Genomic DNA, 14,049 nt, shown 5'->3' with positions numbered 1-14,049 from the left:
ACTTTGCTTGGACTTTCGGCTGACTGTGACGCGTTAGTGCAGTCGCAGAACGATGCGACCGTCGATCTTGCCTGCTTCCATCCGATGGAAGATGTCGTTGATGTTCTCGAGGCTCTCCCACGAAAAGTGAGGTTTCACCTTTCCTTCCGCCGCAAACAGCAGGGATTCCTCCAGGTCCTGGCGGGTGCCGACGATCGATCCGCGCACGGTGATGCGCTTGAGGACCGTCTCGAACACAGGCAGCGACATCATTCCTGGAGGCAGGCCGACAAGTGCCATCGTCCCCTTCGACCGCAGGAAGCCGAAGGCCTGTTCCATGGCGATGGGAGACACGGCGGTCACAAGGACCCCATGAACGCCGCCATTTGTGGCGCGCGTTACCTGCTCGATGGCGTCTTTTGCCTTGCCGTTGACGGTGATGTCAGCGCCAAGCTGCTTGGCCAGGGCCAGTTTCTCTTCAAAAATATCGGCGGCGACAACGTTCATGCCCATGGCCTTGGCATACTGCACCGCCATGTGACCAAGTCCTCCGATGCCTGAGACGGCCACCCATTCGCCCGGGCGAACTTCCGTCTCTTTCAGCCCCTTGTAGACGGTCACCCCCGCGCAGAGGACGGGCGCGGCAGCGCCGAATTCCAGGCTCCTGGGAAGGCTGCCGACAAAATCAGGGTCGGCCAATCCAAACTCTGCAAACGTGCCGTTGACGGAGTATCCGGTGTTGGTCTGCGAGCCACAAAGGGTCTCCCAGCCGGTTCTGCAATAGGGACAATAGCCACACGCGGAGTGCAGCCAGGGGACGCCGACCCTGTCACCCTCCTTCACCCTCTTCACGCCGGTGCCTGCGGCCGCGACGAAGCCGACACCTTCGTGTCCGGGTACGAAGGGTGGCGACGGCTTTACCGGCCAGTCGCCGTTTGCCGCATGCAGATCCGTATGGCACACGCCAGTCGCTTCGTACTTGACCAGTATCTGCCCCGGTGCGGGCGTTGGAACTGTCATCTCCTCAATAACGAGCGGAGCGCGAAACTGCCGTACGACAGCCGCCTTCATTGTCTTTGCCATTTCCATGTTCCTCCAGCTTGGTAGACCCAGAAGATGCATTGAGGATAGGAAGGGAAGGTACCGTGCTAGTGCGGATACGGTTCCGGGAAGTGCTCGACCACGCCTCTGACGCCGCGAACGTTTTCTGCGAGTATGCGTGCGGCCCTTCGGCATTCGGGTGCTTCGACGTTGCCCCACAGGTGCACGACGCCATCGCTGACCGCGACTGTGACATCCAGCCCTTCAAGGCCCGTGTTCTCTCCAAGTCGAACCAGAATGCTGCGGCGGATCGCATCGTCGCCCAATGCGGTCTCGTCATGTCTTGCCGACAGGATTGCCTGCAACAGATCGGCGCGGCTGATGATGCCGACAAGAACGTCGTTTCGAAGGACGGGAATGCGCTTGATGCCGCGTTCCTGCATCAGCGCCGCCACCCGCGAAACGGACGCGTCTTCATTGACCGTTACGGGATCAGCGGTCATCGCGTCGCCAACCCTCCACGACGACCGCCGCAGATAGGCGTTAGCCCTGACTTCGGTCGTTAGGGAGGCATCTATAACAGGCACACCGCCGCCAAGCTCAATCCGGCGGATCAGGTCGCCTTCCGTGATCAGGCCCACCAAATGCCCGTCATCGTCAACGACCGGGAGGCCGCTAACGTGATTGTCGAGCATGATCTGCGCTGCTTGCCTGACACTGTTGTCTGGTGAAAGCTTGACGACAACTGTCGTCATCACATCCTGGGCGAGCATGTCGATCCAACCCCCGATAGGACTTGTTGGCACCGTCATCAGGACGGGTAACGTAAACCCATCCCAGTCGTTCGACAACCTGTTCGCTTAGGACCGGTTATTCCTTGTTGACCGGAGCAGGCGATGCAGAATGCATCTTTCACGAGAATGTCACATTCTCCGAGGTGTACGCGCGTACTGACGACACCATTCTTTAGCCCGAACTCCTTGGTTTCAGTCCCATCATTTCAGCTATAAGATGGGGGACATCGCCCAAAGGGGATTCAAGGCCAATGCCCCCAGAGCAGAAGGACCGTTCGCCTGTTGCGCTGGAACAGCGCGACGTAAGCGCCGACAAGCGCATGTTCTCACCTTCCGCTGCGCGGAATTCGGTGCCGATCCTAGCGGTCCTGAAACGTGTCTTTCCAGCAGGTGGCGCCGTGCTGGAGATTGGATGCGGGACCGGCGAGCACGCCGTGTGTTTTGCGAAAGCAATGCCCAACCTCACCTGGCAGCCGAGCGATCCGGATGCCGACGCCCGCACCAGCACGTCTAGCTGGATCAGATACGCAGGGCTGAAGAATGTGCTGGCACCGCGGGATATTGATGTGTGCTCAGGACAATGGGGCGTCGAACAAGCGGGGCATTTTGACGCCATCGTGTCGATCAATATGATCCATATCGCGCCATGGGCGGCAAGCTTAGGATTGTTCGCAGGAGCTGGCCGTTTGCTTCACGCTGGTGGGCTTCTTCTTCTCTACGGCCCATTCATGTGCAAGGGGGCACACAACGCCCCCTCGAACGCTGCTTTCGATGCGGCTCTAAAGGAGCGCAACCCATCCTGGGGTGTGCGTGATATCGCTGATCTTGAACAAGTTGGTGAGGCCGTTGGACTTACTCTCCGCGAGACGATCGAGATGCCTACCAACAATCGGTTGCTGGTCTTCGCCAGCGGTAGTGCTTGAACGACAAGTGGGCGCAAAAGAGACGTGGGCCTATAGCAGCATTCGCGCCCTTTGGTTCCGTTCGAGGTCGATCCGAGGACCGCGCGGTATGTGCTAGAGTGCGGCCGAAGGCGGAACGCGAGACGCACTGCGAGGGGCGGTGTCATCGAAGCGGAATTCGCGCGAGCGAGTGCCGCGTTGTGTGTGCTCTTGGAAGGGGAGACCAGGACTATGCCGACACAAGAGCAACCCAGTCTGATCGTTCGACAGAAATCCCCACAGAACACCGAGTTTCCGTTTGCGTCGCTCTCCGATTGGCTGATCCCAACCGGGCTGTTCTTCGTGCGAAACCATTTCCCCGCGCCGGACCTCGATGCGCGAGACTGGAGGTTGCACGTTGGCGGGGCGGTGGAGCGGCCGATCGAACTTGACCTCGACAGCATCAAGGCGATGCGGAGCACGACGCTCACCGCCGTCGTCGAGTGCGCCGGGAACGGCCGCGTCTACTATGTGCCCCCGAAGGAGGGGCTCCAATGGCAGAACGGAGCCGTCGGCAACGCTGCGTGGACAGGTGTTCTTCTGCGCGAGATTTTGGAAATGGCGGGCGTTAAGCGAACCGCACGTGAGGTTCTGCTCGTAGGCGCAGACAGCGGCGTCGTCGACACGAACAGGAAGACGGCTTCTCCCGGCCCCATCGCTTTTGCCCGCAGTTTACCGCTTGAGAAGGCCATCGCGGACAGCACGATCCTTGCCTATTCGATGAACGAGGAGCCGCTTACGCGCGATCACGGCTACCCGCTACGCGCGGTCGTGGGTGGCTGGTACGGCATGGCTTGGGTCAAGTGGATCACGCATATCACGGTTCTGGAACAACCGTTCCTTGGCTACTGGCAGGCGCGGGACTACTTCCGTTGGGAGCGCAACCTCGGGGAACCCAGGCTGGTCCCTCTCGCGGAGATGGAGGTCAAAGCGCAGATCGCGCGACCCGTGCAGGGGGCGCGTCTCATCGCCGGCCAACCGTATCGGATTTTCGGAGCCGCCTGGAGCGGCGAGGCTGCTATCCGGCAGGTGGAGGTCTGCACCGGAGATGGTAGGGGTTGGCGCGAGGCAAGGCTCCTCGAAACAGAACATCCCTTTGCATGGCGCTTGTGGGAGTACATGTGGACCCCTCAAGAAGTGGGGCCATATAAACTGCGATGCCGCGCGATCGATGGGGCGGGGTGCGTGCAGCCCGACCTGCAGCGTTCCGACTGCGAGAGCTACGCGGCCAATTGGATCGTTCCGGTGGAGGTTACGGTCGTTCCCGAGCCACAGACGTATGAGGAGGAGTTCGTGATCTAATCACCCGCACGGTGCGGAATGGCGGCTTGGCGCACCTGCGAACCGCGTTGCCACAACGGCGGCCGGCGGCGCGACGACCATTATAAGGGCGCGAAGCGGAAACAATGTCCGCTTTCAGCCCTGGAGGCAACGGGACCGACCGCGCCGGAGCACCAGGCACGGACGCTTCCTAGTCCCCGACTTCGATTCATCGCAGCCACTAGACTGATGCGGTTGGCTGGGACGTGTCAGGCCCGCCCAACCTTCACTTACGAGATTGAGAACCTGCGAAGAGGTGTCCCAATGCCCGGCCGCTCGCGCGGCCGGGCAGGTAGGGAACGTAAAGAAGCGAATTCCCGAGGTGTAGGATACGACGTTCAGGCTGACCGGACGTTCTCGGCCTTCGATTTTCCGGTCTTGCGGTCCTGGCCAAGCTCGTAGCTGACCTTTTGGCCGTCGCGCAGTGAGGTTGCGCCATCAAGCGCCGACACATGGACAAAAACGTCCTGTCCACCGTTATCGGGCGTGATGAAACCAAAACCCTTGTCCTGGTTGAAGAATTTAACAGTACCGGTTGCCATAGTCATCCTTGTCAGCTTGAGTGTTCTGCGTTTTACCGCAGAACCTTATCCAGCGACGGCCCTGGCGGCAATCACGCATGCACCAGCACTGACAATTTCGGACTCGAGGGAGGCGAGCGGAAGCGGCTCGGGATGGGTAGGCATGGGCTCGGCTCGGTCTGGTGGTTGATGCGAATCCGCGCGAATGGGCGTTTCGTTGCAAAAAATGCGAGCGCTCATAACAGGCCGGCCGGCGCCGTTCAGCATCTTCGTAAAGCAGGCGGCGGATGGCCTGAGCTCCCAATCTCGTGTGGGCGGCAGGGCACAATCGGAAATGCTAGGACGAATCGACATTCACCTCAGCCAAAACATAGCGGCGAGGCGATAGAGGAAACCTTCGAAGTGGATTGTTCTGCGGTCGTATCGGGTGGCAAAGCGGCGGAAGTGCTTCATTCGGTTGAGGCACCGCTCGATGCGGTTGCGATGTGTATAGGCGGCTTCGTCGTGGGGGATGATGATCTTGCGCGAGCGGTTTGACGGGATGACCGCTTCGGCTCCGATGCTGGCAATGATTTGCCGCAAAGCGTTGCTGTCATAGGCTTTGTCGGCCAGCACGGCATCACCGCTCTGTCCCACCAGAAGTGCCGGTGCTTGGGTGATGTCGCCGACCTGGCCAGCGGTAACGATAAGACGCAGCGGCCTGCCCAAGGCATCGGCCAGCATGTGGATTTTGCTGGTCAGCCCGCCTCGGGAACGCCCCAGCGCCTGATCTTTGGCCCCCCTTTTCCCGATGCTGCCTGCTGATGAGCACGCACGATTGTGCTGTCGATCATCAGATATTGATTGTCCCGATCGGCCGTCAGCGTCTCGAACACCTGCTCCCAGATGCCGGCATGGCACCAGCGGCTGAAGCGCTTATGCACTGTCTTCCATTTTCCATAGCGTGCCGGCAGGTCGCGCCAATGTGCGCCAGAGCGCAAAACCCATAGGCAGCCATTGATGAACAGACGGTTGTCGGAGCCGGTGCGCCCTGGATCACCAGCTTTGCCGGGCAACAGAGGCGCAATCTTCGCCCACTGAACATCGCTCAACTCATACCGACTGGCAGCTATCCAAAGACCTCCGTGTTCCAACACGGTGTCCTATGAATCAGCATTCAAGTGATTTGGGAATCCTGAATGTCGATCGACCCTAGGGAACCCAGACGATGACGCCGTCCAGACAATCTGGTGTCGACGCGCAACCCATATTGCGAAAATGTCGGGCGTGCCGCGCTGGCGGACTTTGGTCCTATCTATCATCCGACTTCAGTCCGCTTTGACAGCAACCCGCTTCTTACGCACGCTGAGTACACTGCCGGGCTGGTGTCGCGAACATGTCGATCAAGAAATCACTGCGCCAATTTCTTTGTCTGCCGGTTCGACAAGCGCCAGCAAGCAAAATCCATGATCTGGAGACCTTTCTCGACGTATGGCAAGCCTATAGCGTGGCAGTGATGGAACTGCACAGACTGCATGCCGAAAAACCGCCGCGGCAAGAAACGATCCGCGAGTTTGAAATCCTTTGCCGCCTTATTGAAGAACGGTTGATGTCAGCCCTCGACATGAAGGATCGGGCCGGAAGCACGGATGGATCGGGGCAACTGCCTGCTGGATTGCATTGGTCGGGGGAGCCTTGAAACGTCGTGCCTTCATTGCCCTGGTTTATCGAGGCGGGTATTTGGGACGGGCATATTCGGGGGTTGGTCAGATAGCGGAGATCGCACAATCGCGACAACCTGTCGAAGGCCGGGTGAAATTCTGATCTGAGGAAATGCCATGTCTACGCGTCGGAAGTTACTTGCCGCAGCCTGTTCGACGGTTGTTTGTCTGTCTACCCTTGCGTTTCCTTATAAGCTCCAGCCCGCTGGTTCGCTTCTTCAGCTTGTTCCCCAGGAGGCCTTCGCCAAGAGCGGGGACAACAACGGCAACGGCGGTGGCAACGGTAACGGTGGGGGCAACGGTGGTGGAAACGGTGGAGGCAATAGCGGAGGAAATGGCGGAGGTAACGGAGGGGGCAGATCCGGAAATGAAAAATCGAGCGGGGGCAATGCTCGTGGCAGTTCGACGGGCGCCAGGGGTGGGGGAGCCGCTCTCGGCGGCGGTGCTGCCAGGATCGGCGTGCGTCATGCCGATGGCATGAGCGAGGAGATCAGTGACGGCCGCTACATCATGAAGGATGCACGTGGGCGCATGATCATCAACCGAAGGGCGACGCTGGCCGACATGAAACGAATTAAGTCCCTCACTCCGTGAGAGGACGCCAATCGGCCGCGTCGCGCAGTAGCATGGCGGCCTCAGTCCGGTTGGTGACACCGAGTTTGGCCATGATCTGCGTCATATGGTGCTTTACTGTTTTTTCCTGAAGGTCGAGCTTCCGGGCGACGTGCTTGTTGCTCATGCCTGCGGCGACAAACTGCAGCACTTCGTGTTCGCGCGGGGTCAGGCTGGCGACCAGGGCCGTCAGGTTTGTTGTCGCGCGTGCCCGGTTGGAAAGGAGTTTGGCCGAGAGTGCGGGAGTGACGTAGCTTTCGCCCGTCGCGACGCCGCGAATGATTTCCGCAAGCGCTCGACCGCCGACCCCCTTAAGGACATATCCGAGCGCGCCTCGGTCAAGGGCCGCGGTGACATCGTCGCTGGTCTCGGAAACGGTCAGCATGATAATTTTCTGTGATGGCGACAACTCGAGGATCGGGAGGATTGCGTTCAAACCGCCCCCGGGCATCGAGATGTCCAGTAGCAAGACGTCCGGACGTAGGTTCTCGGCAATAAGCAGGGCTTCGTCCCTGGAACTCCCCTCAGCAACGATCTCGAAGCCACCGATCTCCAGCAGACTCCTTGTCACGCCCTCTCGAAACAAGGGATGGTCGTCGACCACGGCCACGCGTATCGCTGTCGTCATGCCGCTTTTGTCTCCTCGGTGCTGATTGTCATACGAACGAGAGTGCCGGAGGTAGAGACCATAATCTCGAAGGTTCCGCCCAAACTCTCGATACGCTCTCTCAATCCCTCAAGACCAAGTCCGGTTGGCTCGACGCGATCGGGGTCGAAGCCGGGTCCATTGTCGCCGACTTCGATCGTCACGTAGTCACCCGTCACCGATTGCAAGACACGTTGTCCGGCGCCTCTGGCATGACGATAGGCGTTGTTGAGGGCTTCCTGTACGAACCGGTATATGCAGATTTTTGCCGAAAGCGAGATATCAGCCGGTGGGTCGACAATCGACAGCTGCACCATCGTCCCCGTTCGCTGTTGATGAGCGTGAACCACCCGCTTCAAGATCTCGGGCAGGGTCGCGGTCTCAATCTGCGGCAGGACGAGGCCGCTGCAGATCGTCCGGATCTCCTGCATCGCCTCATCCAGACTTTCCTTGATTTCGCCTATGACGCGCTCGCGTGCGGTGCGTGCCGATTTCGGGTTGGTGAAAGCACCGCTGTCGAGCCGCAGGGAAGCGAAGGCCAGCAACTGAGCCGGCCCATCGTGCAGATCAGCGCCGATGCGACGCAGATGGCTTTCGTTGAGCGCAGTCGTGCGTTGCGAGGCGCGCTGAAGTCTCGCGCGCAACCCTTCGTTCTGCTCAAGCAGCGTCGAAAGCTCCGCGATCCGCTCCTTGAGCGCGTGGCGCTGGCTTTCAATCGTCCGGCTGCCTCGCAGCACGATCGCGGAAAGGACCACGAAAAAGGCGAGGGTAAATGCCGCGACCGCCAGCCAGGTATATAACCGCGCTTGCTTCAGGCCGTGTTGAAAGTCGTAGGAGACTTCATGAAACTCCGAGACGGCGACGACGGCTCCCGACCACGGTTGCAGCACCGGATTATAGATCTCAAGGACCGGCATGTCGGCTGGGCGTCTGTCGGGCTGCTCCCCTGATTGATCGAACAGCGCCACCATGCTGCCCGAAAACGCCGTTCGAAGCTCGTCGCTGAGTTCGAGCCTTTTTCCAACTTGAGCCTCGTCGCTGGAATAGAGGACCGTCCCGTCTGCCCGCCACAGCCGGAAGGACAAAAGGCGGTCCCCCAGTGCTCCTTGGCCAAGCGTTTCGTCGAGTGCGCGCGCAACTGCACCGTCAAGCACCTGTGTCCGTTGCATATCGGGCAATAGCGGTGCGATCACACTGTCCACATAAAGAGCCGTGGTTGCGGCGGAGTTCCGCGTGACCGCCTCCTCGATAATGCGTGAAACAAACGCACCGACCAGCACCATTGCAGAGATTGCAACGAGGCCACCTATCAGCAGGAACTGACTCGCCAGCGATCGGGAGTTCCAATTTTTGATGAGTTGGTTGGCGCGCAAGAGACTTCCCGGGATCGACCGCTGGGTTGCCAGCGTCGTTGTAGGACAACAAACCCACGATAGCCTAACCGCTTGGACAGGCCGGTCAATGCTGTGGATCGGTTCTCAATCCTTGTCGGACCTTTGGCTGTCTGCCGGATAGGACCAAGGTCCGATCGGCTGCAGCAATGGTCCGGGGGGCATAGCCGCTCACTTTTGCCCAAGATAAGTTCGGACCTTCTACAAGCCCGGCCTTTGTCAACCCCCTGTGCCGCGGCGATCCTAGGAGGAATTCTAATGGTTTTCAACAAAGCAATCGCTCGTGGCGTCGTGGCGCTGAGTTTGGCCGTAACTCTTCCGGTGGGCGGGATGGTCGGCGCGCCAGGCACTGCCCTTGCCAAGGACGGCCATGGCAATTCCGGTGGCGGTGGAGGTGGTGGGAGCGGCAACGGAAATGGCGGCAGCCACGGCGGGGGCTCAGGTTCCAGCCATGGGAAATCGGAAGCCGCGCGCGCAAACAAGGACTCCCGGTCCAGCAAAGCCAGCGACAAGTCGACGTTGAAGTCGTTCTTCACACGCGACAAATCACCCGAGACAACAAGAAAACCTGCCAAAGCGGACAAGCTGGCCAAGGCGGAACCGGTCGGTGCCGGCGTCGGCACTCCGGGGCTACGCTCGCTGAACCGCAACTATCACGCCTATATCAACTCGAACGATCCGCGTATGGCTGCGGTTTCTGCGTACGCGATGGCCTACGCCGAGTTCGAAGCGGAGAACGGCGTCGACGCCATCCCAAGTGACCCGGCTCTCAGCGACGAGGCATTGCGCGATGCGCTGGCCAGCTTCACGAAGGATGGCATCGTTACCGATGAGGTGCTTGACGAAGCCAAGGATATTCTTGGAGTTGGACCCGAGGTTGGCAAGATAGACCAGATCCGCGACACGCTTCCTCCCCCGTCCGTGGATTAACAGGCCGGTTGGCCAACCAGGTAGACCCAAGCCGATATTCGCCGAGCCCCAGTTGTCGTGGTGGACAACTGGGGCTCGGCGTTCTTGCTGGCATTGCTCCGGTTTGCCCCCCGTCGCCCTGGCGCACCGCATTTTAGACCGGCGAACTGGAACGATTTCGCATTTGGATGCTTTCTCCCCTGCATACAATCAAGGGAGAACGTTTATGAAATCGCTGGCTGATATTTTCGAACACACGCTGCAGGACGTTTATTTTGCCGAGAACGCCATCACCAAGGCGCTTCCAAAGGTCGCCAAGGCCGCAAACAGCGCCGAACTGAAGAAGGCAGCCGAGGACCACCTTTCGGAAACGAAAGAGCAGATCAAGAAGTTGGAGCAGGTCTTCAAGTCAATCGGCAAGACGGCATCCGGCGAAAAATGCGATGCCATCGAAGGTCTGATCAAGGAGGCCGACGGCTTGATGAAAGAGGCTGAAGGGACGGCACTTGACGCCGGTCTTCTGGCTGCTTGCCAAGCTGTCGAACACTATGAGATCGCCCGCTATGGTTCGCTTCGCGAATGGGCAAAGGACCTCGGCCATGATGAGGCGCACAAACTTTTGAGCGAGATCCTCGACCAGGAGAAGGCGACCAACAACAAGCTCACCAACTTGGCCGTCACATCGATTAACAAGACCTCGGCGCGCTTCAAAGCCGCATAGTAATAACAAGGGCGGCAATGTCCGCCCTTTTCCATTTCATATTTCGCGGCGGGCTGCTGCTTGCTCACGTCAGCGTTTCATAGCGCGGGCTCGCGCAGGAGCAGACACCACAAAGCCGGCAAGTGAGCGATCAAGTAACCGTCGTGATCAGCCAGACTAATCCGACGACCCGGACACGAGATGCCCGCACGCTGCCAGTTCCGCGGGACCGCCCACATTTGATGATGGAGTTCAGGCGAGGCGTCCGACATCTTTCAGAATTGCGTACAGTTCCGTCGCCGCCTCGTCTTCTCCGCCGGCATCGACCCAGATTGGTCCGATCGCAAGTTCGATTTCTTCGCGATACTTCTCGCCCAGTACCATACTGACGGTGTGCAGCCCCACGGCCTCAGACGTTGTCAGATTGACGGCAATGTGAAAGGAGCCATTCGCAATATCGTGCGGCATGTCGTAGATCCGCGTGATAAAGCCCTGAAAGTCATTCGTATCGCCTCGTTGCTCGAGCGCTGTAAGCAACGAAGGATGAAGGATCTCTATCGCGACGCTTTGTGGCACAAGCCAGCGGGTGCCAGGCTCAATGACGTCCTCGACGTTACTTTGGTCAACTGGTTCATTGAGCATACTTGTTCCCCCCTTCACGGAAGGTATTGCAGTGTGCGGATGCGTCAAGTGATGGTGACGTTGTTGTTCGGGTCGACCGATAAATAGAGCTGGAAGTGGACGGGTGTTGCAGGCGGATTTGGCTGATCTCGCGATAGATCGCGAAGCGGTGGTCGCGCTCGCTCGACAAGCCGGAACTCGTCCTTAGGGACTCGCGGGTGACATGCTTCGAGGGGGACGCGTAAAGTGAGGGAGGGTCACCGGATGGAATTGCGCGCGGGCCGAGCAAAAGAACATCGCAAAATGTATCTGCATAACAGGACCCATGTACGACTTCTCGCCTCGGTTTCAACCGGAGCATCCTGGTGAGCTCCACATCTAATTGCCGACACCGTTCTGCCGAGCACCCAAGCCTAGTTGCAGCATTGGGTGCCAGCGCACTCTTGGCGATCACTCGATCAAGGTTGATCTGATGGTAGAGGCAGCCGTTGCTGCGCTTAGCGTAGTCCCGAAGTGGCAGTAGCAAATGATTTCATGCGACTGCGCATGCGCGCCCACATCGACCCGTTGAGCACTGACTTCGCAACAACGCGGGAGTATCCTTCGACGGTGCCTGACAGGGTCGAGCCCGATGCCAGCGATTTGCCGCTCAGATGCGACGCTTTATGTCTGACCTTCAACTTTAACGCCAATGGCCTGCCCGGCTCGGCGGGCCTTGGCGTTCGGCTCGCGCCCGTTTGGACGCTCGAACAGCAGAACCGCAATTTTCAGTGCAGGAAGGTGAGGGGTATCGATGTCAGGATCGGGTCTGGGTTGCGCAGAGCGTATTTGGTAAATGGGTCCAGGCCAAGTGGCAACCTGGTCGTTACCTCTCACACAGCCGTCGCTCTCCCCGATAGGGTTGGTAGGTGCAATCGGAAGCCCGAAACGATCGATAACTCCGGGCGCAAGCTCTGATGTTGCAGGATGCCGCAGGCGTTCTTTGGCTTGTCATGAGCCCGGTCTCCGGATCAATCGGCTGTGCCGGTTGCGACATAGCCGCATGCATGAAGTCCCGCCAGATGCGCGCCGGAAGCGCTCCACCGGTCACGCCTTTCATTGGTGTATCGTCATCGTTGCCGACCCAGACGCCCGCAACGAGATCCTCCGTAAAACCTACAAACCAGGCATCGCGGTTGTTCTGGCTGGTGCCTGTCTTCCCGGCAGCAAATGCGCCCGGCGAAGCGTCTTGGCCAGTGCCGCGCTCGACCACGAGCTGCAGTAGGCTCACCAAGTCCTGTTGGTAGGAGGCGAGATCGATAGTTGCTGGAACCAGCGGCCCGACGCGGAAGGCCCTGGTTTGGCCGGACGCCTGAAAGTCGATGACGCCCCAAGGTTCGACAGGAGATTTGCCAAGACGGATCGAAGCATAGGCGCCCGTCAGATCAAGCAAATTGACTTCGGATGATCCAAGCGCCAATGCCGGCACCGGATTAAGTGGAGCGTCGATACCAAGGTCCCTCGCGGCGGCGATAACATTCTCGACGCCCACGTCCTGCGCCAGCGCGACGGTCGCGCCATTCAAGGATCGGGCGAAGGCTTCGGCAAGTGTCACCCAACCGCGGTAGCGGCCGGTCGAGTTTTGCGGCGACCAACCGTCGATTTCAATCGGACCATCGAAGACCCTATCACCCAGGGTAAGCCCGTTCTTGAGGGCTGCATAAAAGACGAATAGCTTGAATGTTGAGCCGGGCTGCCTCTTGGCGGAGACGGCGCGATTGAACTGGCTGATCTTGTAGTCTCGTCCACCGACCATGGCGACCACCGCTCCATCCGGCGTCATCGCCACAAGCGCTGCCTGCGACGCACCTACCGCTTTCCCGTCCTTGTCAAGATTGCGGGCCACCACCTCCTCGGCGAGTTGTTGAAGGTGGGGTACCAGCGTCGTGCGCACTGTTGTCAAACCTGGAGAGGCTCCCGCAATTTCGCCGGCCTGGGGTGAGATCCAGTCTGCGAACCAGCTGCCCAGGCGCGGGGTCGGGCTGGTTGGGTGCAACTCAGCAAACTCTGCTTTCGCGGCGATCGCGTCCTCTGACCCCAACTTTCCGTTTGTTACCATCGCGTCCAGGACCGTTGCCGTCCGTTCACGTGCGGCGTCAAAATTGTCGATCGGATTCAATTGGCTCGGCGCCTTCAGGAGACCGGCAAGCATGGCGGCCTCCTGCACGCTGAGTGCGGCGATATCCTTGTTGAAGTAGATCCGCGCCGCCGCCGGCATTCCCGTCGCGCCTGCCCCAAGGTAAACGGAATTCAAGTACCGCGTCAGGATCTCGCGCTTGCCCAGTTTCCACTCGAGCCAGAATGCGACGACCAACTCCTGCAGTTTGCGCTTCAGCGTACGATCGCTTTCAAGATACTGCAGCTTGATGAGCTGCTGGGTAATGGTGCTGCCGCCCTGGACGACCGTGCCGGCCTGGAAGTTTCTGAGTATCGCCCGCATGATCCCTCTAGCGTCGACGCCGTAGTGATCCATGAACCGGCGATCTTCGATTGAAAGCACTGCATCGAGCAAATGTACGGGGAATTCCTCGTATCGGGCGTAGCGACCCTGGAAGGGGCCCTGCCTTACGATCGGATTGCCGTCAGCGGCTTCAAGTACCACAATCGGTTTCAGAGAGCCATCGGCAATTTCTCTCCAGGGCACGTCCTTCAGTGCCCACGTCATCGTTCCGATCGCCAAGATCAAGACGCTCAGCAGCACCGTCGCAATACCGACCTTCCATGACCGTAGCGGAGCTCGCAGGAAACGAAACCATACCGGCGTGGTGATGGCGCCTATCGCACCGGGTATGCCTCTGGTCACGGAAGACAGCGTGGTCGCCGCCTTCAACTTCA

General features: G+C 59.4%; 13 protein-coding genes and 1 pseudogene. 6 read left to right on the top strand and 8 right to left on the bottom strand.

Going from position 1 to position 14,049, the window contains the following annotated elements; all coding sequences use genetic code 11:
- Nucleotides 1-33: 33 nt before the first annotated feature.
- Together adhP and LPJGGPFB_RS22580 are read right to left on the bottom strand one after the other, a co-directional pair.
- A complete protein-coding gene (gene adhP, locus LPJGGPFB_RS22585; protein ID WP_173422121.1) occupies nt 34-1,062 on the bottom strand; it encodes an alcohol dehydrogenase AdhP in 1,029 nt (342 codons plus the stop codon).
- Nucleotides 1,063-1,127: 65 nt separating this feature from the next.
- Nucleotides 1,128-1,793: a CBS domain-containing protein gene (locus tag LPJGGPFB_RS22580; protein WP_173422120.1), complete on the bottom strand. Its 666-nt coding sequence runs from the start codon at nt 1,791-1,793 to the stop codon at nt 1,128-1,130.
- 272 nt (nt 1,794-2,065) lie between these two features.
- Between LPJGGPFB_RS22580 and LPJGGPFB_RS22575 the strand changes: the two genes are divergently transcribed.
- Together LPJGGPFB_RS22575 and LPJGGPFB_RS22570 are read left to right on the top strand one after the other, a co-directional pair.
- Nucleotides 2,066-2,737, top strand: coding sequence for a DUF938 domain-containing protein (locus LPJGGPFB_RS22575; RefSeq protein WP_173422119.1), 672 nt, complete (start codon nt 2,066-2,068; stop codon nt 2,735-2,737).
- Nucleotides 2,738-2,947: 210 nt separating this feature from the next.
- Nucleotides 2,948-4,057: a sulfite oxidase gene (locus LPJGGPFB_RS22570; protein ID WP_210264543.1), complete on the top strand. Its 1,110-nt coding sequence runs from the start codon at nt 2,948-2,950 to the stop codon at nt 4,055-4,057.
- A gap of 356 nt (nt 4,058-4,413) precedes the next feature.
- Here the strand turns inward: LPJGGPFB_RS22570 and LPJGGPFB_RS22565 are convergent, their stop codons facing one another.
- Together LPJGGPFB_RS22565 and LPJGGPFB_RS22560 are read right to left on the bottom strand one after the other, a co-directional pair.
- A complete protein-coding gene (locus tag LPJGGPFB_RS22565; protein ID WP_173422118.1) occupies nt 4,414-4,617 on the bottom strand; it encodes a cold-shock protein in 204 nt (67 codons plus the stop codon).
- Nucleotides 4,618-4,950: 333 nt separating this feature from the next.
- Nucleotides 4,951-5,732, bottom strand: a pseudogene (locus tag LPJGGPFB_RS22560) (IS5 family transposase).
- Between the two features lie 239 nt (nt 5,733-5,971).
- Here LPJGGPFB_RS22560 and LPJGGPFB_RS22555 point away from each other — a divergent pair.
- On the top strand, nt 5,972-6,274 hold the full coding sequence (locus tag LPJGGPFB_RS22555) for a hypothetical protein (protein WP_173422117.1): 303 nt from the start codon (nt 5,972-5,974) through the stop codon (nt 6,272-6,274).
- A 139-nt stretch (nt 6,275-6,413) separates the two neighbouring features.
- Nucleotides 6,414-6,890 carry a hypothetical protein gene (locus LPJGGPFB_RS22550; protein WP_173422116.1) on the top strand — a complete coding sequence of 159 codons (477 nt, stop codon included), beginning with the start codon at nt 6,414-6,416 and terminating at the stop codon, nt 6,888-6,890.
- Here LPJGGPFB_RS22550 and LPJGGPFB_RS22545 read toward each other — a convergent pair.
- Nucleotides 6,880-7,536, bottom strand: a complete 657-nt coding sequence (locus tag LPJGGPFB_RS22545) for a LuxR C-terminal-related transcriptional regulator (RefSeq protein WP_173422115.1) — start codon at nt 7,534-7,536, stop codon at nt 6,880-6,882. The genes LPJGGPFB_RS22550 and LPJGGPFB_RS22545 overlap by 11 nt on opposite strands.
- Nucleotides 7,533-8,927, bottom strand: a complete 1,395-nt coding sequence (locus tag LPJGGPFB_RS22540; protein WP_173422114.1) for a sensor histidine kinase — start codon at nt 8,925-8,927, stop codon at nt 7,533-7,535. Before LPJGGPFB_RS22540 ends, LPJGGPFB_RS22545 begins: the two co-directional genes overlap by 4 nt.
- Nucleotides 8,928-9,203: 276 nt before the next feature.
- On the opposite strand from LPJGGPFB_RS22540, the gene LPJGGPFB_RS22535 reads away from it, so the two are divergent.
- Together LPJGGPFB_RS22535 and LPJGGPFB_RS22530 are read left to right on the top strand one after the other, a co-directional pair.
- Nucleotides 9,204-9,875 carry a hypothetical protein gene (locus LPJGGPFB_RS22535; RefSeq protein ID WP_173422113.1) on the top strand — a complete coding sequence of 224 codons (672 nt, stop codon included), beginning with the start codon at nt 9,204-9,206 and terminating at the stop codon, nt 9,873-9,875.
- A 205-nt stretch (nt 9,876-10,080) separates the two neighbouring features.
- Nucleotides 10,081-10,575 carry a YciE/YciF ferroxidase family protein gene (locus LPJGGPFB_RS22530; protein WP_173422290.1) on the top strand — a complete coding sequence of 165 codons (495 nt, stop codon included), beginning with the start codon at nt 10,081-10,083 and terminating at the stop codon, nt 10,573-10,575.
- A 231-nt stretch (nt 10,576-10,806) separates the two neighbouring features.
- On the opposite strand, the gene LPJGGPFB_RS22525 is transcribed toward LPJGGPFB_RS22530, so the two are convergent.
- Nucleotides 10,807-11,196, bottom strand: a complete 390-nt coding sequence (locus LPJGGPFB_RS22525; RefSeq protein WP_173422112.1) for a hypothetical protein — start codon at nt 11,194-11,196, stop codon at nt 10,807-10,809.
- 844 nt (nt 11,197-12,040) lie between these two features.
- Nucleotides 12,041-13,879, bottom strand: a complete 1,839-nt coding sequence (locus LPJGGPFB_RS22520) for a PBP1A family penicillin-binding protein (RefSeq protein WP_234903007.1) — start codon at nt 13,877-13,879, stop codon at nt 12,041-12,043.
- Nucleotides 13,880-14,049 lie beyond the last annotated feature (170 nt).

It is taken from the genome of Ensifer adhaerens, assembly GCF_013283195.1.
Taxonomy (GTDB): Bacteria; Pseudomonadota; Alphaproteobacteria; order Rhizobiales; family Rhizobiaceae; genus Ensifer; species Ensifer adhaerens_G.
This window is presented reverse-complemented; position numbering and strand designations above follow the sequence as displayed.